Genomic DNA, 20,545 nt, shown 5'->3' on the forward strand with positions numbered 1-20,545 from the left:
GAACCAATGGTGTGATGCTAAGAACCTTCCGGCATATGCGATTGACGGTTGCCCGATGAAAAGTGCCTGCCTATAGTCCCTCCATCACTTAGCAACCGTGCGTAGCCATGATCAAACAACAGCTCGACCGCTTTAACCGTCTGGAACTGCTGGGCGGTGCCACCGCCCTGGAAAAACTCGAGCGGCTGTCGACCTGGCTGGGACGCGATATCTACGTCAAACGCGATGACACCACGCCGTTGGCCCTGGGCGGCAACAAGCTGCGCAAACTCGAATACCTGGCCGCCGATGCCCTCGCCCAGGGGGCCGACACCCTGGTGACCGCTGGCGCCATCCAGTCCAACCACGTACGCCAGACCGCCGCGCTCGCCGCCAAGCTCGGCCTGGGCTGCGTCGCCCTGCTGGAAAACCCCACCGGCACCGAAGACCCCAACTACCTGGGCAACGGCAACCGCCTGCTGCTGGAGCTGTTCGACGCCAAGGTCGAGTTGGTGGAGAACCTCGACAACGTCGACGAGCAACTCAACGCCCTCGCCGAACGCCTGCGCAGCAACGGCAAGAAGCCTTACCTCGTCCCCATCGGCGGCTCCAATGCACTCGGCGCCCTGGGCTACGTGCGCGCCGGCCTGGAACTGGCCGGGCAGATCGAGGCCAGAGGGATCGAGTTTGCCGCCGTGGTGCTGGCCTCCGGCAGCGCCGGTACCCACAGCGGCCTGGCACTGGCCTTGAGCGAAATGCTGCCGAAGTTGCCGGTAATCGGCGTTACGGTGTCGCGCACCGAGGAAGCGCAGTTGCCGAAAGTGCAGGGCCTGGCCGAACGCACGGCCGAGTTGCTCGGCGTGGACATCCCCGACGCGTTCAAGGTGATTCTGTGGGACGAATATTTCGGCCCTCGTTATGGCGAACCGAACGCCGGCACCCTTTCGGCGGTCAAGCTATTGGCAAGCCAGGAAGGCCTGCTGCTGGACCCGGTCTACACTGGCAAGGCCATGGCCGGCTTGCTGGACGGTATCGGGCGCCAGCGCTTTGAAGATGGCCCGATTATTTTCCTGCATACCGGTGGGGCACCGGCGTTGTTTGCCTATGACTCGGTTTTCAACTGAATAAACGCGGGCTGAATATGGGAGGGGGCTTGCCCCCGATAGCGGAGCGTCAGCCAGCTCACTTGTTACTGATACACCGCTATCGGGGGCAAGCCCCCTCCCACATTAGGGTCGCTACATATTCCAGATAAGCATAAATGAATTGATTTATATTATTTTCAAGTCTTAAAACCCGGCTTTATCATCGCGCCGAAGGCGAAGACGCGCTTCGCGCTTTAAGGCAGGATACGACTACCGCGTCACCTGCTTCGCTCAACATAAAAAACACAGGGGCTCTTCATGACTATTTCCGTATTCCGTCGCACCTTGCTGGTCGGCACATTGGGGCTGGCTCTCGGGGCTGGTTGGCTGGGCCAGGCAGTTGCCGGCGAGCAACTGGGCAATATCAAAAAGGCCGGCGAGATCAAAATCGGCCTGGAAGGCACCTACCCGCCGTTCAGCTTCGTCGATGAAAGCGGCAAGCTCAGCGGTTTCGAAGTCGAACTGTCCGAAGCCCTGGCCAAAGAGCTGGGCGTGAAGGTCAAGCTCCAGGCCACGCCATGGGACGGCATCCTCGCCGCCCTGGAATCCAAGCGCCTGGATGCCGTCGTCAACCAAGTCACCATCTCCGAAGAGCGCAAGAAGAAGTACGACTTCTCCACGCCTTACACCGTTTCCGGTATCCAGGCGCTGGTGCTGAAAAAGAACCTCGACACCATCAAGACCGCCAACGACCTGGCCGGCAAGAAAGTCGGGGTAGGCCTGGGCACCAACTACGAACAATGGCTCAAGGACAACCAACCCAAAGCCATTATCAAGACCTATAACGATGACCCGACCAAGTTCCAGGACCTGCGCATCGGCCGTATCGACGCCATCCTGATCGACCGCCTGGCGGCCCTGGAATACGCCAAGAAAGCCCCGGACACCGCCGCTGCCGGCGACGCCTTCTCCCGTCAGGAAGCCGGTATCGCCCTGCGCAAAGGCGAGCCCGAGTTGCTTGAAGCGGTGAACAAGGCCCTCGACAAGCTGCGCGCCGACGGCACCTTGAAGAAGCTGTCCGAGAAGTACTTCAACGCTGACGTCACTCAATAATGGAAGCAGGTTTCCAACTCGCGCTGGACTCCGCGCCCTTTCTGCTCAAGGGCGCGTATTACACGGTGATTCTCAGCCTTGGCGGGATGTTTTTCGGTTTGCTGCTGGGCTTCGGCCTGGCCTTGATGCGGCTGTCGCGCTTCAAGCTGCTGAGCTGGACAGCCCGCGTCTACGTGTCGTTCTTTCGCGGCACGCCCTTGCTGGTACAGCTGTTCCTGATCTACTACGGCTTGCCGCAAGTGGGCATCGAGCTGGATCCGATCCCGGCGGCGATGATCGGCTTCTCGCTGAACATGGCCGCCTACGCCTGTGAAATCCTGCGGGCCGCCATCGCTTCCATCGAGCGTGGCCAGTGGGAAGCCGCCGCCAGTATCGGCATGACCCGTGCGCAGACCCTGCGCCGGGCCATCCTGCCGCAGGCGATGCGCACCGCCTTGCCACCTTTGGGCAACAGCTTTATTTCGCTGGTCAAGGACACCGCGCTGGCCGCCACCATCCAGGTGCCGGAGCTATTCCGCCAGGCTCAATTGGTGTCGGCGCGCACCTTCGAGATTTTCACCATGTATCTGTCCGCCGCCCTGATCTACTGGGTGCTGGCAAGCATCCTGGCGCACTTCCAAAACCGCCTGGAAGACCGGGTCAACCGGCATGACCTGGAGTCTTGAAGCATGATCGTGGTTGAAAAACTGACCAAACAATTCAACGGCCAGGTGGTGCTCAACGGTATCGACCTTGAGGTCAAGGAAGGCGAAGTCGTCGCCATCATCGGCCCCAGCGGTTCCGGCAAGACCACCTTCCTGCGCTGCCTGAACTTCCTCGAAGAACCCACCAGCGGCCGCATCAAGGTGGGTGACATCGAGATCGACGGCAGCAAGCCGCTCAACCAGCAACAGGGCCTGGTGCGGCGTCTGCGCCAGCACGTGGGCTTTGTGTTCCAGAACTTCAACCTGTTCCCCCACCGCACCGCACTGGAAAACGTCATCGAAGGCCCGATCGTGGTCAAGAAGATGCCCCGCGAAGCGGCGGTTACCCTGGGTCGCAGTTTGTTGGCCAAGGTCGGCCTGGCGGGCAAGGAAGCGTCCTACCCACGGCGCCTGTCCGGCGGCCAGCAACAGCGCGTGGCGATTGCCCGCGCCTTGGCCATGGAGCCGGAGGTGATCCTGTTTGACGAACCCACCTCGGCACTCGACCCGGAGTTGGTGGGTGAAGTGCTGGCGACCATTCGCAGCCTGGCCGAAGAAAACCGCACCATGGTCATCGTCACCCACGAGATGAGCTTTGCCCGTGATGTGGCCAACCGGGTGATCTTCTTCGACAAGGGCGTGATCGTCGAACAGGGTGAAGCCAAGGCGCTGTTCGCCAACCCCAAGGAAGAACGGACCCGGCAGTTCCTGAGCAAATTCCTGGCCCACTGAGACCCACCCTGTAACCCTGTAGGAGCTGGCTTGCCAGCGAAAATCGTCAACGATAACGCGTTTAACCGGATTAACCGTGTCGTCTGGACGGTCTTCGCTGGCAAGCCAGCTCCTACAGGAATGCTTCGTTCCAGCCAGTAAATCGCCCCACCACCCCCTCTTAAAATCCCCCGCCCAGTCAGACCCTTCTGAATCTTCCCGAACCCGCCGTTTAGCCTTTTGCCGCCATTGACGCTCCCTGGCCAACCCTCTTATCTAGCACCCAGAGGATTGGATCCTATCCCGGCTACTCACTGAATCGTTCCTTTCGGTCCCGTTTGCGCACCTGCGCCCAAGGTCCGGAACGATTGCTGCTGGCTGCATCAAGGAGATGACTTATGACGCGCACTGCAACCCCGGCCATGCTCACCGCCCCGACCCTGCCCCAGGCCCTGCCGCACGGCATCAACGCCCTGGCCGCCACCCAACTGCAGGTCGATATCGCCCCCTATCCGGGCATGGATGAAGGCGACCTGATCGAACTGTTCTGGAACAACTGCTTCGCCGCCTCACGTCGGGTAACGGCGTGCAAGGTCGGCACCCCCACCCACCTGCGGGTGCCCGAAAGCTTCGTGCAGGATGGCCTGGCACAGGTTCACTACCAGGTCATGCAAGTCGGCCGCAGCCCGGCCCGCTCGGCGGTGACGCAGGTACGCGTCAAGACCAACGGCCCAGGCGGCCAGCCCTCGCCGCTGTACAGCGACGAAAACCAGAACCTCGCCCCCATCAGGGTACCCGCGATGATCGGCCGTTACGGCGTCAACGGCAGCCAGGTACGTCGCGGTATTCCGCTGACCATCGAGCCTTACCTGAACATGGCCAGCGGCGACGCCATCACCCTGCGCTGGGGTGATGTGCGCCTGGACCTGCCGAAAATAACGACGCGCAGCGTCGGCCTGGCGGTCCAGGTGTGGGTACCTTCAGCGGTGATTCTCGAAGCGGGCGACGACAGCCGGCTGGACGTGACGTACTGCATCCTCGATCGGGTTGGCAATAATTCACGCTGGGCGCCCGCCCGCACTTTGCGCATCGCCGCCTGTGCGCCCCAGGCGCCGACCCGTGCGGCCAGGGACGCGCTGCCCTATCAACCGCGTCGCCTCGGTTCCCCCTTGGAACCTGGGTGACGGACCTTCTATGCATATTCCTAAAAGTTAGTTTATTTAAAGATTTAACACGCTTAGGGTATATGCACCGGACCACCGGACATTCCTGATTGTTTTGTTTTCATTTCATTGAATGCGAGGTCGGTATGGTCAGAATTACCCCGGTGCGCAACGCCAGGGCATTACGTGCAGCCAAGGAGCGGCGCTGATGTCTAACTTGGCTCTAACACCCCCCCAGAGTGATCTGGACGTAGCCCCCCTGCTGTTGCCAGCCACTGTGCTGCGCAACGACGCCCAAGCGTTGAGCGCGGCCCATGAGCTGGCCCAGGCTGCGCGCCTGCAAGCCGCCAAGCGCGACCAGCAGCGCAAGTTGCCGTGGGCACAGATCGAGCAATTCACCCGCAGCGGGCTGGGCAGTATTTCCATTCCCCGTGAGTACGGCGGCCCACAAGTGTCGTTCGTGACCCTGGCCGATGTGTTCGCGATCATCAGCGCGGCAGACCCGGCCCTCGGGCAGATCCCGCAGAACCATTTCGGCATCCTGCACCTGTTGCAGGGTGCCGCCACCGAGCGCCAGAAAAAGCAGCTGTTCCAAAGCGTGCTCGACGGCTGGCGCATTGGTAACGGCGGCCCGGAGCGTGGCACCAGGAACACCCTGGAACTCAAGGCGCGCATCACTGCCAAGGGCGATGGTTATGTGATCAGCGGCCAGAAGTTTTATTCCACCGGTGCGCTGTTTGCCCATTGGGTGGCGGTCAAAGCGTTGAACGATGACGGCAAGCAGGTCATGGCATTTGTGCGCCGTGGCACCGAAGGGCTGCGCATCGTCGACGATTGGTCCGGCTTTGGCCAACGCACCACCGCCAGCGGCACCGTGCTGCTGGACCAGGTGCCGGTCGACGCAGAGCTGGTGGTCGAGAACTGGCGCATCGGCGAAAGCCCGAATATCCAGGGCGCCGTCTCGCAATTGATCCAGGCCGCCATCGACGCCGGCATTGCCCGTGGCGCGCTGGATGACACCATCGCCTTTGTGCGCGAGCGTTCGCGCCCGTGGATCGACGCCAAGGTCGAACGCGCCAGCGATGACCTGTATGTGATCGCCGATATCGGCAAGCTGAAAATCGAACTGCACGCCGCCGAGGCGCTGCTGCGCAAGGCCGGTCAGGTGCTGGACCAGGTCAGCGCCGCGCCGATCACCGCCCAGTCCGCCGCGCGGGCGTCGATTGCCGTGGCCGAGGCGAAGGTGCTCACCACTGAAGTGTCGTTGCTGGTCAGCGAAAAACTCTTCGAACTGGCCGGCAGCCGCGCCACCCTCGCCGAATTCAACCTCGACCGTCACTGGCGCAACGCGCGGGTGCACACCCTGCACGACCCGGTGCGCTGGAAGTATCACGCCGTTGGCGCCTATCGCTTGAACGGCACATTGCCGGCTCGCCATTCCTGGATTTAACCGACCAGACCTCTGGAGAAACTCATGACCCTTTCTCACCGTGTCGCGGTTATCACCAGCGACGAACAAGCCCTTATTGTCGCCAGCGACCTGGCCGAAGACTTGCGCCGCGACAGCGCCCAGCGCGACCGCGAACGCCGCCTGCCGCTGCCCGAACTGGACGTGTTTTCGCGCTCCGGCCTGTGGGGTATCAGCGTACCCAAGGCATACGGCGGCGCCGGCGTATCCAACGTCACCCTCGCCAAAGTCATTGCGCTGATCGCCCAGGCCGACGCCTCGCTGGGCCAGATTCCGCAAAACCATTTCTATGCCCTCGAAGTGCTGCGCGTGAATGGCAGCCCTGAACAGCAACAACGCCTGTACGCCGAAGTGCTCGCCGGCCGACGCTTCGGCAACGCCCTGGCGGAACTGGGCACCAAGACCGCCCACGACCGCGTGACCGCCATCACCCGCGATGGCGATGGCTTTCGTATCAGCGGACGCAAGTTCTACGCCACCGGCGCGATCTATGCCCAACGCATCCCCACCTCGGTGGTGGATGAACACGGCATCCAGCAACTGGCCTTCGTGCCCCGCGACAGCGAAGGCCTGAACGTGATCGACGACTGGAGTGGCTTCGGCCAGCGCACCACCGGCAGCGGCTCCGTCGTCTTCGACAATGTGTGGGTCGCCGCGCACGACGTGATTGCGTTCCAGAGCGCCTTCGAGCGCCCCACCACCGTAGGCCCGTTGGCGCAGATCCTTCACGCCGCCATCGACACCGGCATCGCCCGCGCCGCCTTCGAGGACGCGCTGCACTTTGTGCGCACCAAGACCCGCCCGTGGATCGATTCCGGCAACGACAAAGCCACCGAAGACCCGCTCACCCTGAAGAGTTTTGGCCACCTGAGCATCCGCCTGCACGCTGCCGAAGCCTTGCTGGAACGTGCCGGTGTTTACCTCGACCGCGCCCAGGCCGACAGCAATGCCGACACCGTGGCGGCGGCATCGATTGCCGTGGCCGAAGTGCGCGCCTTGAGCACCGAGATTTCCCTGGCCGCCGGCAGCACCCTGTTCGAACTGGCCGGCAGCCAGGCCACCCTGGCCGAGCACGGCCTCGACCGCCACTGGCGCAACGCCCGCGTGCACACCCTGCACGACCCGGTGCGCTGGAAGTACCACGCGGTAGGTAATTACTACCTCAACGCTGAAAACCCGCCACTGCGGGGGACCATCTGATGGCGAAGAAAAAGATCCTGCTCAATGCCTTCAACATGAACTGCATCGGGCATATCAACCACGGTATGTGGACCCACCCAAGGGACACCTCCACCCAATATAAGAGCATCGAGTACTGGACCGACCTGGCGCAAACCCTGGAGCGCGGGTTGTTCGACGGTTTGTTCATCGCCGATATCGTCGGCGTGTACGACGTGTACCAGCGCTCGATTGATGTGCCGCTCAAGGAGTCGATCCAACTGCCGGTCAATGACCCGTTGCTGCTGCTCTCGGCGATGGCCGCCGTGACCAGAAACCTCGGCTTCGGCCTCACCGCCAACCTCACTTATGAGCCGCCGTACCTGTTCGCCCGGCGCATGTCCACCCTCGATCACCTGAGCCGTGGCCGTGTCGGCTGGAACATCGTCACCGGCTACCTCGACAGCGCCGCCAAGGCCATGGGCCTGTCCGAACAGGTCGAGCATGACCGGCGCTACGACCAGGCCGATGAATACCTGGAGGTGCTCTACAAGCTCTGGGAAGGCAGCTGGGAAGACGACGCGGTGCTCAACGATCCGCAAGCGCGGGTGTATGCGCAGCCGGGCAAGGTGCACAAGGTCGAGCATCACGGCGAGTTCTACCAGGTGGAGGGTTACCACCTGTGCGAACCGTCGCCGCAGCGTACGCCCGTGCTGTTCCAGGCCGGCAGTTCGGAGCGTGGCTTGCTGTTCGCCGGGCGGCATGCCGAGTGCGTATTCATCAGCGGGCAAAACAAGGCCGCTACCAAGGTGCAGGTGGACAAGGTGCGCGCCAGCGCAGTCGAGGCCGGGCGCAACCCGGACGACATCAAGGTGTTCATGGGCCTCAACGTGATCGTCGGCGCCACCGAAGAACTGGCGTGGGCCAAGCACGCCGAGTACTTGAGCTACGCCAGCGCGGAGGCCGGCGTGGCGCATTTCTCGGCGTCCACCGCGATTGATTTTTCCCAATACGAAATCGACGAACCGATCCAGTACGTGAAGAGCAACGCGATCCAGTCGGCCACCAAGAACCTGCAAAACAACGACTGGACCCGGCGCAAATTGCTCGAGCAGCACGCCCTCGGTGGGCGCTATATCACCCTGGTCGGCTCGCCCGAACAGGTCGCTGACGAGCTGGAATCCTGGATCAGCGAAACCGGCCTGGATGGCTTCAACCTCACGCGCATTGTGACGCCGGAAAGCTACGTGGACTTTATCGACCTGGTGGTGCCGGAGTTGCAGAAGCGTGGGTCGTACAAGACCGAGTATGAGAACGGCACGCTACGGGAAAAGGTATTCCAGCGCAGCGCGCGCTTGCCCAAACAACACACCGGCTCCACCTACCGCCACTGCCCCCTGTAGGAGCGAGCTTGCTCGCGAAGATAGTTAACGATAACGCGTGGCCTCTGATACCCCGCAGCGCCCTCAAATTTTTCGCGAGCAAGCTCGCTCCTACAACTGGAACTCGATTATGAAAAAGATCCTGCTCTCCCACCCAGTCAAAGCACTGGCCCTGGCCTTCGGGTTGTTCAGCGCGGCGGTGTTCGCCGCCGATGCACCGTTGAAAATCGGCACCACCGCCGCCTTCGCCATTCCCCTGGAAGCCGCCGTCGCCGAAGCCGGCAAGCAAGGCTTGAAAGTCGAGCTGGTGGAATTCACCGACTGGATCGCGCCCAACGTCAGCCTGGCCGCCGGTGACATCGACGTGAACTACTTCCAGCACATCCCGTTCCTGGAAAACGCCAAGGCCGCCGCTGGTTTTGACCTGGTGCCGTACGCGCCGGGCATCATCAACAACGTCGGGCTGTATTCGAAAAAATACAAAAGCATCAACGACCTGCCCCAAGGCGCCAGCGTGGCGATTGCCAACGACCCGATCAACAGCGGTCGCGGCCTGCAACTGCTGGCCAAGGCCGGCTTGATCACCCTCAAGCCGGGCGTGGGCTACAAGGCGACCGAAGAAGACATCGTGAGCAACCCGAAGAAGATCAAGATCCTGCAAGTCGAAGCCGTGCAACTGGTGCGCGCGTATGACGATGCGGACCTGGTGCAGGGCTACCCGGCGTATATCCGCCTGTCGAAGACCTTCGATGCCGAGTCGGCGCTGCTGTTCGACGGTCTCGACCACCCGGAATACGTGATCCAGTTCGTGATCCAGCCCAAAAGCAAAACCGACCCACGCGTGATCAAGTTCGTCGACATCTACCAGCACTCGCCAGTGGTGCGCGCGGCGTTGGATAAATCCCTTGGCAAGTTGTACCAAGTCGGTTGGGAAGACAAAAAATGACCGCCGCCCACTCTCAACTGCGCGACCTGGGTTTACCGCCCAGGGACGCCGAGCAGACCGAACTGCACCCGGACCTGAACCGCGCGCACGTGCGCTTTATCAACCTGGGCAAGACCTACGACGGCAGCGTGCATGCCTTGCAAGGCATCGACCTGGCGATCCAGCGTGGTGAAGTGTTCGGCATTATCGGCCGCAGCGGCGCCGGCAAGTCATCGCTGATCCGCACCATCAACCGCCTGGAGCAACCCAGCAGCGGGCGCGTGCTGATCGATCAGGTGGACATCGGCGACTACGACGAAGACCGCCTGGTGGCGCTGCGTCGGCGTATCGGCATGATCTTCCAGCACTTCAACCTGATGTCGGCCAAGACCGTGTGGCAGAACGTCGAATTGCCGCTCAAAGTCGCCGGCGTGCCTAAGCCGCAACGCGAGCAAAAGGTCCGTGAGCTGCTGGAACTGGTGGGTTTGCAGGACAAGCACAAGGCCTACCCGGCGCAGCTCTCAGGCGGGCAGAAACAGCGTGTGGGCATTGCCCGCTCGCTGGTGCACGACCCACAAATCCTGTTATGCGACGAGGCCACCTCGGCCCTCGACCCGGAGACCACCCAATCGATCCTCGGCCTGTTGCGCGAGATCAACCGGCGCCTGGGTTTGACCATCGTGTTGATCACCCACGAGATGGCGGTGATCCGCGAAATCTGCGACCGCGTGGTCGTGCTGGAACACGGGCGCATCGTCGAGCAAGGCCCGGTGTGGAAAGTGTTCGGCAACCCGCAACATGAGGTCAGCAAGACCCTGCTGGCACCGTTGCAGCACGGTTTGCCGGACGAACTGCAAAGCCGTTTGCAGGCCACGCCCGCGTCGTCAGACGCGGCCGTGGTGCTGCGCTTGCAGTTCACCGGCAGCGCTACCGATGAACCAGACCTGGCCGCGCTGTTCGGCGCACTTGGCGGGCGCGTGCGCTTGCTGCAGGGCGGCGTGGAACGCATCCAGGGGCATGCCCTGGGGCAACTGCTGCTGGCAGTGAACGGCTCGCCCCATAACGCCGAAGCGCTGCGCAATCGCGCCGGGCGCTGGGCACAACAGGTAGAGGTGGTGGGCTATGTGGTTTGATCGTTTAGTACAGGGTGCCCTCGACACCTTGTTGATGGTCGGCGTGTCATCGCTGATCGCGTTGCTGGTGGGCATTCCGCTGGCGGTGTTCCTGGTCACCAGCGACAAGGGCGGCATCTACCAGGCGCCTGCGTTGAACCGGGTGCTGGGGGCGTTCGTCAACCTGTTCCGCTCCATTCCGTTCCTGATCCTGATGGTGGCGCTGATCCCGTTCACGCGGTTGATCGTCGGCACCACCTATGGCGTATGGGCGGCGGTGGTACCGCTGACTATCGCCGCTACACCGTTCTTTGCGCGGATCGCCGAAGTGAGTCTGCGCGAGGTCGACCACGGCCTGATCGAAGCCGCACAGGCCATGGGCTGCCGGCGCTGGCACATCATCTGGCACGTGCTGTTGCCCGAAGCCCTGCCGGGGATTGTCGGCGGGTTCACCATCACCCTGGTGACCATGATCAACTCGTCGGCCATGGCCGGGGCAATCGGCGCCGGTGGCTTGGGCGACATTGCCTACCGCTACGGCTACCAGCGTTTCGATACGCAGATCATGCTCACGGTGATTGTGCTGCTGGTGATCCTGGTGGCGGCGATCCAGTTGGGTGGCGATCGGTTGGCGCGGGGGCTGAATAAGCGCTGAAAGCTGGGGCTGCTGCGCAGCCCGACGCGGGGCAAGCCCTAATGCCGTTCAGTTAAGGCTTTTTTGTAGGAGCGAGCTTGCTCGCGAAAAACTCACAGGCGCCGCGTTCATTCAGGAAACACGCGTTATCGTTGACGTTTTTCGCGAGCAAGAACTAGGCGTCCCCCTCGCTCCTACAGAAGGCGATGTACGCTTAACTGAACGGCATTAGGGCAAGCCCGCTCGCCACAGTTACAGTGCTCCTCCTTAACTGACTGGTGTGACGGCAAGCCCGCTCGACACATGGGGTATAGTCGGGCCATCTCAGCGCCCGGTATTCATCACCATGCCTCTCAAGCCCGACGACCTCGACCAGATCACGTCCACCACCCTCGGCCACTACAACAAGGTGGCCGAGGACTTCCGTGAAGGTACCCGCGACCACGATGTGAGCCAGAACATCAACGCGCTGCTGCGGCATATCCAGGGCACGCCGCCCTTTACCGTGCTGGACTTCGGCTGCGGGCCGGGGCGGGATTTGCAGACCTTTACGCGCATGGGGCATATCGCCGTCGGGCTCGATGGTTCGGAACGCTTTGCGCAGATGGCGCGGGAAGACAGTGGCTGTGAGGTGTTGCAGCAGGATTTCCTCAAGCTGGAACTGCCCGCTGAACGCTTTGACGGCATCTTTGCCAATGCGGTGCTGTTTCATATCCCCAAGCAGGAACTGCCGCGTGTGCTCAGGCAACTGCATGGGGCGCTGAAACCGGGTGGAGTGTTGTTCAGCTCCAATCCACGGGGGGAAAACCAGGAAGGCTGGAATGGGCCGCGCTATGGGTCTTATCACGACCTCGATGCGTGGCAAACACTGCTCACCACCGCCGGGTTTGTGGAGCTGGAGCATTACTACCGCCCGGCGGGATTACCCCGGGAGCAGCAGCCTTGGCTGGCCAGTGTTTGGCGCAAGGCTTGAGTCCGGGGTTGCCTGGGCGGATGCCATCGGGGGCAAGCCCCTCCCACATTTGAAATGCATGCCCCTGTGGGAGGGGGATTGCCCAGGGAGCAGCAGCCTTGGCTGGCCAGTGTTTGGCGCAAGGCTTGAGGCTGGGTTGCCTGGGCGGATGCCATCGGGGCAAGCCCCCTCCCACATTTGAAATGCATGCCCCTGTGGGAGGGGGCTTGCCCCCGATGACGGACTGATGGACGCCACTACTGCACCTGATACACCACCGATTTCTCATCCACCACCGCTGTCACGCTCCTTGCCGCAAACCCCTCTCTCGACGCCGTGGAAAAATTCGCCACCAACCGCGTGCCATCGGCAAACGTGGTTTCCTGCACCTGTCGATCCGCCGTCAGCCAGCGAAACCCGGTCATCGCCTGGGTGGCCAGGCGCTCATGCAACGGTCGAAAAAATCGGTCCTGGCGCTGGATCAGCGGCAGCCGCGCCTTGAGCGTCGCGGCACTCAGGTGATACAGCGGCGGCACGTTGTAGAGCAGTTGGGCCAGCTCGTTCTCGGCGCGCACATTGCTCAGTTTGAGGCTGTCGAACAGCCAGTGATGGGTGGTGATCACCGCGCCGTGGAACACCGCCTGATACAGCGGCAGGCGCAGCGTCGGGTCGAAGTAGAGCGTACGAAACGGCTCGTTCAGCGGCACCGACTTGAAGAACACCGCCGGTTGCTCCGGCGGGTACCAGTTACCCACGTAGTAGGGCGACTGCTTGTCCTGGGTCATGTCGCGATCACCCCAGCCCAGCACCGGGGTTTGCATGCCATGGGCGAACAGAATGCCCTGGGCGGTGATGGCGTTGCCGTCTTCGGAACCTGTCGGCATTTGCAGCGTGGTATTCAGCCAACGGGACGCATCGATATTGCCTTCAGCGTTCTGCGCCTGGGTCATCGGAGCGCTGTCGCGGTAACTGTCGAGCACCATGCTGGTGGCATACGCATCGAGAAACCAGGCATTGAAGCCGGCCCTGGCCTGCACGGCTTTCACCCGCGCTTCCAGCAGAGGCCGCACACAGCGCGGGTCAGTGTAGTGGCCGGACTGCTGGAAGCCGGTCTTGAGTTTGCCGTCCTTCAACACGATGGCGCAGTCGCGGTAGGCCCGGTTGCCCAGGTGGGCGGTAGTCCAGTCGGGGTTTTCGGTGGCGGACAACGCGGTTTGATAGGAATCGTAGGGCGCCATCAGGTAGCCGGCGTCGACGCCGGCGCGGATGGTTTCGGGGTGCCAAAGGCCGCCTTCCCAGCCTTCGCCCAGGGTCAGCATCAAGCGTGGCAAGCCGGCGTCGCGCAGGGTTTGTACTGCCTGGCTGCCCCAGGTGTCGGGACTGTCGCCGAGGGCACCGGCAAAGTCCACGGCCAGTTCGCGACGCAATTCACCGTAGCGGGCGGCAAGACGGCTCATATCGGGCTCGTCCACCTGCCAACTCTGCCGGGCCTTCCTGTTGATCGCGGCGTTGAGGCCGCGCAACAGCACGCTTTGTTCGTAGCGATTCAACCCGCGGGGCTGCGCCAGGATCTTTGCGGAGTCCTTGTCCAACAGGCCTTTGAGCTCATGAGCACGCAAGCGCTTGAGCAATAGCGGCCAATCACGCACATCCTCCGGCGCCAGCAGATCATTGCCCCACAGGTAAACATGGCTGGCGCCCAGCAGCTTTTCAGCCCCAGGGGTTTGCCGCAGCTTGTCTGCCAGGGGTTCATAGCGGCCCTGCTCAACCAGCCATTGGCGATAGCGCCTGGCGCCGGCCAGCGGATCGCTTTCGCCCAGGTGCAACAACAGGGTCATGGGGGCGGCAGGTGCGAGCGAGGTGAACTCATGGGTCAACGACAACGCCTGGCCCCGCCAGCGCAGGCGGTTGTTATAGGGATTGGTCAGCAACCAGTTAAGGGTGAAGGCGCCGTGATCGACACCCCACAGCGGCAGGCTGAGGTCCTGGGTGGTGTTGATATCGCCCTGGGCCACCAGGAAAGTGTTCCACGTGGTATTGCCGACCGGCACGTAATGCCCTTCGGCCAGCGGCCACATCAACCCTCGGCCCATGGCGCTCGCCGGCTGCAAAAGTATCGGCAGCTCACCGGCTTCCCGCGCCGTGATCGACAGCACCAGGTCGCGCTGCTCCAGGCTGGCAGTTACCCGATAGGCACCGTCATCCCATTGCCAACTGGCCTGTTGATCGTGTTGTGCAAGTTGACTGACGGCACGGGCCGCTACGCCGTTGGAGGCCTGGACCTCTGGCTGGCCGCTGGGTGTCACGCGGATGGCGAGGGTGGCCGGGTCGAGTTCGACTCGCCACAACGGGTTTTCCAATACGGTGCTGGCAAAAGCCACGGGCGACAGCAAGCAGCAACACATCAGCAAGGTATGACGCATACGGTTCATGGCAGGCGACCGTTGAGAGGTGGAGGCCGGAGGTTAAATCACTCAACGGTCGGCCAGGGTAACAAGCGTCACTTCCAGAAATTTCCCACGGCTCAAATGCCCAGCCGAGATCAACTTGTGGGAGGGGGCAAGCCCGGATGCCAGTCAATTAAGGAGCAACACTGTAACTGTGGCGAGCGGGCTTGTTGTGGATAGCAGGCTTGTTGTGATGAACGGGTTTGTTGTGGCAAGCGGGCTTGTTGTGGCGAGCGGGCTTGCCCCGCGTTGGGGCGCGTAGCGGCCCTAAAACCAGTCTCCCGGTTCTACCAGAAGAAATGCGGCGGCCTTATTGGGGCTGCTTCGCAGCCCAACGCGGGGCAAGCCCGCTCGCCACAACAAGCCTGCTATCCACAACAAACCCGTTCATCACAACAAGCCCGCTCGCCACAGGTTACTGTTGGGGTTCGCGGATCTTGTACCAGGCCACATACAGCGCCGGCAGGAATAACAGCGTCAGCAAGGTGGCGATGATGATGCCGCCAATCATCGCGTAGGCCATCGGCCCCCAGAACACTTCCCGTGCAATCGGGATCATGCCCAGGCTGGCCGCCGCGGCCGTGAGCAGGATCGGCCGGCGCCGGTGCTCGGTGGCTTGCACCACCGCATCCCACGGCGAATGGCCGGCCACTTCATATTCGTGAATCTGCGTCACCAGGATCACCGAGTTGCGGATGATGATGCCGATCAGCGCGAGAATACCGAGGATCGCCACAAAGCCCATGGGCGTGCCTGTGGGGATCAGCGCCAGCACCACGCCGATCAGTCCCAGCGGCGCGACGCTGGCCACCAGGAACATCTTCTGCACGCTGTGCAGTTGGATCATCAGGAAGGTCGCCATCAAAAACAGCATCAACGGCACCACGCTGGCAATCGGGCCCTGGGCCTTGCCGCTTTCTTCCACGGTGCCGCCCGTGGCGACCGTGTAGCCCACCGGCAGGTCGGCGCTGAACGCGTCGATCTCGGGCTTGAGCTGCTTGACCAGGTCAGTGGGCTGCATCTCGTCGCGCACCGCCGCCTTGATGGTGATGGTCGGCTTGCGGTCGCGGCGCCACACCAGCGGCTGCTCCAACTCATAGCGCACGGTGGCGAAGGCCAGCAGCGGGATCGAGGTGCCGTTGGGTGTCACGATCTGCAGGTTCTGCAAGGTTTCCGGCGTGCCACGTTCGGCGTCTACGGCGCGGCCGACCACGTTGATCAGGTAGATATCGTCATGCACCTGGGTCACCGAGGCCCCGCTGACCACGCTGTTCATCAACTGCGCCACGTCTTCGGATGACAAACCCAACTGCCGCGCCTTGTCCTGGGCGATGTCGACCCTCAGCACTTTGCCCGGCTCGTTCCAGTCGTAAATGATCTCGCCCAGGTGGCTGTTCTTGTCGAGCAAGGTCGCCAATTCGATGGCGTGCTTGCGCACCTGGTCGGTGTCTTTACCGGAAACGCGGTACTGGATCGGCCGCCCCACCGGCGGGCCCATTTCCAGCGGCTGCACAAAGCTGCCGACACCGACAAAATCGTCACGCAGGCGTTTTTGCAGACGCGTGATCAACGCACCGCGCTCTTCCAGGCCCTTACTGACAATCACCAACTGCGCGTAATACGGGTTCTCCAGTTGCTGGTCGAGGGGCAGGTAGAAACGGATCGCGCCCTGGCCGATGTAGGTGCTCCAGCGCGCGATGTCCGGGTCGTCCTTGATGATGGCTTCGAGGCGGTCGACCGCCTTGCGGGTTTCATTGATCGAGGCGTTTTGCGGCAGGTTGAGGTCGACGAGGATTTCCGGGCGGTCCGACGACGGGAAGAACTGGTTCTGCACGAACTGCATGGAAAACACCGACGCGGCAAACAGGGCCACGGTGATGCCGATCGCCCACCAACGGTTGCGCATGGCCCAGAGCATACCGGCATTGAACGCGCGGCCGATGCGCCCCGGTTCGTTGCCATGGGGCTTCACATTGGCACTGAGGATATGCACGCCAATCACCGGCGCAAACAGCACCGCCACCACCCACGACACCAGCATCGCCACCGCAATGACCGCGAACAGGGTGAAGGTGTACTCCCCCGCCGAGCTGGCGTTGAGGCCAATCGGGACAAAGCCGGCCACGGTCACCAGCGTGCCGGTGAGCATGGGGAATGCCGTGGACGTGTACGCGTAGGTCGCCGCCTGTTCCTTGGTTTCGCCTTTTTCCAGGCGTGTGATCATCATTTCCACGGTGATCATCGCGTCGTCCACCAACAAGCCAAGGGCGATGATCAACGCGCCCAGCGACACACGCTGCATGGTGATGCCGCTGTATTCCATGAACACGAATACCAGCGCCAGCACCAGCGGGATCGAACACGCCACCACCAGCCCGGCACGCAGGCCGAGGCTGATAAAGCTCACCACCAAGACAATGATCACCGCTTCGAACAGCGCACTGGTAAAGCCGCCGACGGCCTCTTCCACCACTTCGGCCTGGTCGGAGACCTTGTGCACGCCGACGCCCACGGGCAAGTCGGCGGTCAGCTCGTCCATGCGCGTGTGCAGGGCCTCACCGAACGATTGGATATTGCCGCCCTTCTGCATGGCGATAGCCAGGCCGATGGCCGGCTTGCCGTTGAAGCGAAACATCGGCCGCGCCGGGTCGACGTAGCCGCGGGTGATCTCGGCGATATCCGCCAGGCGATAGAAGCGATCATTGAGCCGCAGGTTCACGTCGGCCAGGTCTTTTTCCGAAGCAAACTGCCCGGAGGTGCGCACGGAAATCCGCTCCGGCCCAGCCTCGATCACCCCAGCGGGCGTTACGGCGTTCTGCGATTGCAGGCTCTGCACCACCTGGCGCTGGTCAATGCCCAGGGCCGCCAGTTTGCGCGTGGAGAAATTCAGGTAAATCACTTCATCCTGCTGGCCGATCATCTCGACCTTGCCCAACCCCGGCACCGAGCGGATCTCGGCGCGCACCTGCTCCACGTAATCGCGCAGTTGGCGCATCGACAGGCCATCGCCGGTAAACGCATACACCGAGCCGAACACATCACCAAATTCATCGTTGAACGACGGCCCTTGCAGGCCCTGGGGGAAGGTGCCGCGAATATCGTCGAGCTTCTTGCGCACCTGGTACCAGATCTCGGGGATCGCCTTGGCGCTGGTGGTGTCCTTGAGGAACACGAACACCGTGGACTCTCCAGGCCGGGTGTAGCTTTTCACGTAGTCGAGAGAGTCGATCTCTTCGAGTTTTTTCTCGATGCGGTCGGTCACCTGCTTGAGGGTTTCTTCCTGGGTCGCACCCGGCCAGCGGGTCTGGATCACCATGGTCTTGATGGTGAACGAAGGGTCTTCCTCGCGGCCCAGGTTCAGGTAGGAGAACACGCCCATCAGCAGCGCGACGAACATCAGGTACCAGACGAAGGACTGATGCTTGAGGGCCCAGTCGGATAAGTTGAAGCTCCCTTTCATCGCGGGCTGTCCTCGTCGATTTTGACTTTCTGCCCGGGTTTCAGGCTGTTCACGCCGGCGGTGACGATACGCTCGCCGGGGTTGACGCCGCCGTTGAGCAAGGCGCTGTCAGCGTCACGGCTAAGCACGGTGATGTCGCGCGGTTGCACGGTCTGGCTGTGGGTATCGAGCAGCCAAATGCGGGTCTTGCCGTCGACTTCCTGCAAGGCGCTCAGGGGCAACTCGATACGTGGGGCGATGGTCGAACTCAAGGTCACACTGATCGCCGTGCCAAGGCGGAACGCGGGCGGTGTTTCGGCCAGGGTCAGCCGCGCCCGACGGGTACGCGTGGCGCTCTGGGCCTGGGGCTCGATCTCGCGCACGGTGGCGGTGGTGTTGATGCTGGGGTCCAGCTGCCCGGCGACGAGGAACACCACGTCCGGCGGCAGGCGCTCGGCAAGGCCGGCGGGCAGGTCGATCACCGCTTCCTTGACGTCCGGGCGGGCCAGGGTCACCACTTGCTGGCCGGCGCTGACCACCTGGCCGGCTTCGGCGCTCCAGGCGGTGACAATGCCGCCATGGTCGGTGCGCAGTTCGGCATAGTTGAGCTGGTCCTTGGCCTGGTTGACCGTGGCCTGGGCCTGGTCGAGGCTGGCCTGGGTGGTTTTCAGGTCAGTCTGGGCCGCATCCAATTGGGCTTGGGCGCCGACGCCACGGTTGAACAACGCTTGCTGGCGCCGGGCATTGGCCTGGGCGTTGATAAATTGCGCCTGGACGCGCGCGAGGTCGCCCTGGGCCGCGCGCAGTTGGTTTTGTTGGTCGGTGGGGTCGAGCACGGCGAGCACGGCACCTTTCTCCACTTCGGCGCCCACATCCACGGCGCGCCGGGCGATGCGACCCGGAACACGAAAGCCGAGGTTGCTTTCATAGCGCGCCTGGATGGTGCCAGCGAAACGGCCGAAGGTTTCCTGGTCTTCGGATTTCACTTCCATGGACAGCACCGGGCGCACCGGCTCGGGCGGCGGTTCCGGCTTGGAGCAACCCACGAGCAGCAGGCCGGCGATGAGGACAACCGTCAGGTACTTCATGGTTGCGCGCCTTGGGCCTGCGCCGGGTCCGGCGCCTGGGCGATCTCGACCTGCATGCCGGGGTGCAGCAATTGCCCGCCCGCCACCACGACTTTTTCGCCACCTTTGAGGCCGTCGCTGATGATCACTTGGCCAGTGAGGTAACGCGCCACGCTGACTTTGTGCAACTGCGCCTTGCCGTCGCCGTCCACCAGCCATACGGCGGGTTCGCTGAGGTCTTTGGTCAGCGCCGCCCATGGCAGTTCGATACTGGCCTTGGCCGGGGCATGGAGAGTGGTGCTGACCACAGCGCCCAGGTCCATGCCCTGGGGCAACGTGTTCAATGCAATCTTCACCTGCAAGGTACCGCTGGCAGCGTTCACCGCGGGGGTGGTCTCGCGGATTCTACCGGTGGCCTGCACGTGCGGCTTATCCAGCAACTTGACCGTCATCACGTCATCATTGGCCGGTTCCACCAGCAACGATTCATACACGTCGAACACCGCGTCACGCTCGCCGTCGCGGGCCAGGCTGAAGATCGGTACGGTGGCCTGCACCACCTGGCCCACTTCCGCCTGGCGTGCGGTAATCACCCCAGGCGCTTCGGCGACCAGGGCGGTGTAGCCCAATTGCTCGCGAGCGTTGGCCAACTGCGCCTGGGCAGCGGCCAAGGCGCTTTGGCTGCTGCGCAACGCGGCCTGGGCGCTGTCATATTCGCTGCGGCTGGTGTAACCCTTGGGCAAGAGCTTTTCCTGGCGCACGAAGGCCGCGGCGGCTTGCTTGACCCGCGCCTGCTCGGCCACGACCTGGGCCTGGGCGGAATCGACGTTGGTCTGTAAGTCCTTGGGATCGAGCTTGGCCAGCACTTGCTTGGCGCTGACCCGGTCGCCCACGTCCACCATGCGCTGAATGATCTTGCCGCCCACGCGGAAGGACAAATCGGTTTGCACACGGGCCTGGATATCACCGGTCAGCGTGACGGCCGCAGCGAAATCCGCGGGTTGCACGGTTTGCACAAACACCCGGGAATGCTGCTTGGGTTCGGTTTTTTCCTGACCACAACCACTCAGCAACACCGCCAAACCCATGCCGACCATACAGATGGAAATACGACCGCCCATGCGGACTCCTTGTGCGCGATGCGATGTGCCAGTGTGTATGCGACTGTGAGCTTAGATCAGGGTTCCTTTTCTGCATGGGGAAGGCGTATTGAGGGGGTTTGACCTA

General features: G+C 62.6%; 16 protein-coding genes. 12 read left to right on the forward strand and 4 right to left on the reverse strand.

Annotated elements, in window-relative coordinates; all coding sequences use genetic code 11:
* Positions 1–107 precede the first annotated feature (107 nt).
* The 12 genes from AC1Q6I_RS12075 (at position 108) to AC1Q6I_RS12130 (ending at position 12,386) form a co-directional block, all read left to right on the forward strand.
* Complete coding sequence (locus AC1Q6I_RS12075; RefSeq protein WP_102625254.1) at positions 108–1,103, forward strand: D-cysteine desulfhydrase; 996 nt, start codon at positions 108–110, stop codon at positions 1,101–1,103.
* A gap of 279 nt (positions 1,104–1,382) precedes the next feature.
* The gene (gene tcyJ, locus AC1Q6I_RS12080) at positions 1,383–2,177 is read left to right on the forward strand and encodes a cystine ABC transporter substrate-binding protein (protein ID WP_024072787.1); all 795 of its coding nucleotides are present in this window, start codon (positions 1,383–1,385) and stop codon (positions 2,175–2,177) included.
* Positions 2,177–2,842, forward strand: coding sequence for a cystine ABC transporter permease (tcyL, locus tag AC1Q6I_RS12085; protein WP_032884921.1), 666 nt, complete (start codon positions 2,177–2,179; stop codon positions 2,840–2,842). The genes tcyJ and tcyL overlap by 1 nt, the downstream gene beginning before the upstream one ends.
* A 3-nt stretch (positions 2,843–2,845) precedes the next feature.
* Complete coding sequence (gene tcyN, locus AC1Q6I_RS12090) at positions 2,846–3,592, forward strand: L-cystine ABC transporter ATP-binding protein TcyN (protein ID WP_024072785.1); 747 nt, start codon at positions 2,846–2,848, stop codon at positions 3,590–3,592.
* Between the two features lie 377 nt (positions 3,593–3,969).
* Positions 3,970–4,755 carry a hypothetical protein gene (locus tag AC1Q6I_RS12095; protein WP_024072784.1) on the forward strand — a complete coding sequence of 262 codons (786 nt, stop codon included), beginning with the start codon at positions 3,970–3,972 and terminating at the stop codon, positions 4,753–4,755.
* Positions 4,756–4,942: 187 nt separating this feature from the next.
* Complete coding sequence (locus AC1Q6I_RS12100) at positions 4,943–6,184, forward strand: SfnB family sulfur acquisition oxidoreductase (protein ID WP_024072783.1); 1,242 nt, start codon at positions 4,943–4,945, stop codon at positions 6,182–6,184.
* A 24-nt stretch (positions 6,185–6,208) separates the two neighbouring features.
* On the forward strand, positions 6,209–7,402 hold the full coding sequence (locus AC1Q6I_RS12105) for an SfnB family sulfur acquisition oxidoreductase (RefSeq protein WP_069075023.1): 1,194 nt from the start codon (positions 6,209–6,211) through the stop codon (positions 7,400–7,402).
* The gene (locus tag AC1Q6I_RS12110; RefSeq protein WP_102625438.1) at positions 7,402–8,763 is read left to right on the forward strand and encodes an LLM class flavin-dependent oxidoreductase; all 1,362 of its coding nucleotides are present in this window, start codon (positions 7,402–7,404) and stop codon (positions 8,761–8,763) included. Before AC1Q6I_RS12105 ends, AC1Q6I_RS12110 begins: the two co-directional genes overlap by 1 nt.
* Before the next feature lie 109 nt (positions 8,764–8,872).
* Positions 8,873–9,688, forward strand: a complete 816-nt coding sequence (locus AC1Q6I_RS12115; RefSeq protein WP_102625439.1) for a MetQ/NlpA family ABC transporter substrate-binding protein — start codon at positions 8,873–8,875, stop codon at positions 9,686–9,688.
* Positions 9,685–10,800, forward strand: coding sequence for a methionine ABC transporter ATP-binding protein (locus tag AC1Q6I_RS12120; protein WP_102625440.1), 1,116 nt, complete (start codon positions 9,685–9,687; stop codon positions 10,798–10,800). The genes AC1Q6I_RS12115 and AC1Q6I_RS12120 overlap by 4 nt, the downstream gene beginning before the upstream one ends.
* Entirely contained in the window at positions 10,790–11,434 is a 645-nt protein-coding gene (locus tag AC1Q6I_RS12125) for a methionine ABC transporter permease (RefSeq protein ID WP_102625441.1), read from the forward strand. Before AC1Q6I_RS12120 ends, AC1Q6I_RS12125 begins: the two co-directional genes overlap by 11 nt.
* A 325-nt stretch (positions 11,435–11,759) precedes the next feature.
* Positions 11,760–12,386: a class I SAM-dependent methyltransferase gene (locus tag AC1Q6I_RS12130; protein WP_102625442.1), complete on the forward strand. Its 627-nt coding sequence runs from the start codon at positions 11,760–11,762 to the stop codon at positions 12,384–12,386.
* A gap of 236 nt (positions 12,387–12,622) precedes the next feature.
* Here the strand turns inward: AC1Q6I_RS12130 and AC1Q6I_RS12135 are convergent, their stop codons facing one another.
* From AC1Q6I_RS12135 to AC1Q6I_RS12150, 4 genes are all read right to left on the reverse strand, one after another.
* Complete coding sequence (locus AC1Q6I_RS12135; protein WP_102625443.1) at positions 12,623–14,797, reverse strand: glycoside hydrolase; 2,175 nt, start codon at positions 14,795–14,797, stop codon at positions 12,623–12,625.
* Positions 14,798–15,227: 430 nt separating this feature from the next.
* Positions 15,228–18,272 carry an efflux RND transporter permease subunit gene (locus AC1Q6I_RS12140; RefSeq protein WP_102625444.1) on the reverse strand — a complete coding sequence of 1,015 codons (3,045 nt, stop codon included), beginning with the start codon at positions 18,270–18,272 and terminating at the stop codon, positions 15,228–15,230.
* Complete coding sequence (locus tag AC1Q6I_RS12145) at positions 18,269–19,339, reverse strand: efflux RND transporter periplasmic adaptor subunit (RefSeq protein ID WP_102625445.1); 1,071 nt, start codon at positions 19,337–19,339, stop codon at positions 18,269–18,271. Before AC1Q6I_RS12145 ends, AC1Q6I_RS12140 begins: the two co-directional genes overlap by 4 nt.
* Positions 19,336–20,439: an efflux RND transporter periplasmic adaptor subunit gene (locus tag AC1Q6I_RS12150; protein WP_102625446.1), complete on the reverse strand. Its 1,104-nt coding sequence runs from the start codon at positions 20,437–20,439 to the stop codon at positions 19,336–19,338. The genes AC1Q6I_RS12145 and AC1Q6I_RS12150 overlap by 4 nt, the downstream gene beginning before the upstream one ends.
* Positions 20,440–20,545 lie beyond the last annotated feature (106 nt).

The sequence above is a fragment of the Pseudomonas sp. MPR-R2A5 genome, from assembly GCF_058793055.1.

Excerpts from the sequence above, each read along its gene's own strand:
- AC1Q6I_RS12095 (WP_024072784.1), top strand. The coding sequence starts at position 3,970 with ATGACGCGCACTGCAACCCCGGCCATGCTCACCGCCCCGACCCTGCCC.
- AC1Q6I_RS12120 (WP_102625440.1), top strand. The coding sequence starts at position 9,685 with ATGACCGCCGCCCACTCTCAACTGCGCGACCTGGGTTTACCGCCCAGG.
- AC1Q6I_RS12110 (WP_102625438.1), top strand. The coding sequence starts at position 7,402 with ATGGCGAAGAAAAAGATCCTGCTCAATGCCTTCAACATGAACTGCATC.
- tcyJ (WP_024072787.1), top strand. The coding sequence starts at position 1,383 with ATGACTATTTCCGTATTCCGTCGCACCTTGCTGGTCGGCACATTGGGG.
- AC1Q6I_RS12135 (WP_102625443.1), bottom strand. The coding sequence starts at position 14,797 with ATGAACCGTATGCGTCATACCTTGCTGATGTGTTGCTGCTTGCTGTCG.
- AC1Q6I_RS12075 (WP_102625254.1), top strand. The coding sequence starts at position 108 with ATGATCAAACAACAGCTCGACCGCTTTAACCGTCTGGAACTGCTGGGC.
- AC1Q6I_RS12115 (WP_102625439.1), top strand. The coding sequence starts at position 8,873 with ATGAAAAAGATCCTGCTCTCCCACCCAGTCAAAGCACTGGCCCTGGCC.
- tcyN (WP_024072785.1), top strand. The coding sequence starts at position 2,846 with ATGATCGTGGTTGAAAAACTGACCAAACAATTCAACGGCCAGGTGGTG.
- tcyL (WP_032884921.1), top strand. The coding sequence starts at position 2,177 with ATGGAAGCAGGTTTCCAACTCGCGCTGGACTCCGCGCCCTTTCTGCTC.
- AC1Q6I_RS12105 (WP_069075023.1), top strand. The coding sequence starts at position 6,209 with ATGACCCTTTCTCACCGTGTCGCGGTTATCACCAGCGACGAACAAGCC.
- AC1Q6I_RS12150 (WP_102625446.1), bottom strand. The coding sequence starts at position 20,439 with ATGGGCGGTCGTATTTCCATCTGTATGGTCGGCATGGGTTTGGCGGTG.
- AC1Q6I_RS12145 (WP_102625445.1), bottom strand. The coding sequence starts at position 19,339 with ATGAAGTACCTGACGGTTGTCCTCATCGCCGGCCTGCTGCTCGTGGGT.
- AC1Q6I_RS12125 (WP_102625441.1), top strand. The coding sequence starts at position 10,790 with ATGTGGTTTGATCGTTTAGTACAGGGTGCCCTCGACACCTTGTTGATG.
- AC1Q6I_RS12130 (WP_102625442.1), top strand. The coding sequence starts at position 11,760 with ATGCCTCTCAAGCCCGACGACCTCGACCAGATCACGTCCACCACCCTC.
- AC1Q6I_RS12100 (WP_024072783.1), top strand. The coding sequence starts at position 4,943 with ATGTCTAACTTGGCTCTAACACCCCCCCAGAGTGATCTGGACGTAGCC.
- AC1Q6I_RS12140 (WP_102625444.1), bottom strand. The coding sequence starts at position 18,272 with ATGAAAGGGAGCTTCAACTTATCCGACTGGGCCCTCAAGCATCAGTCC.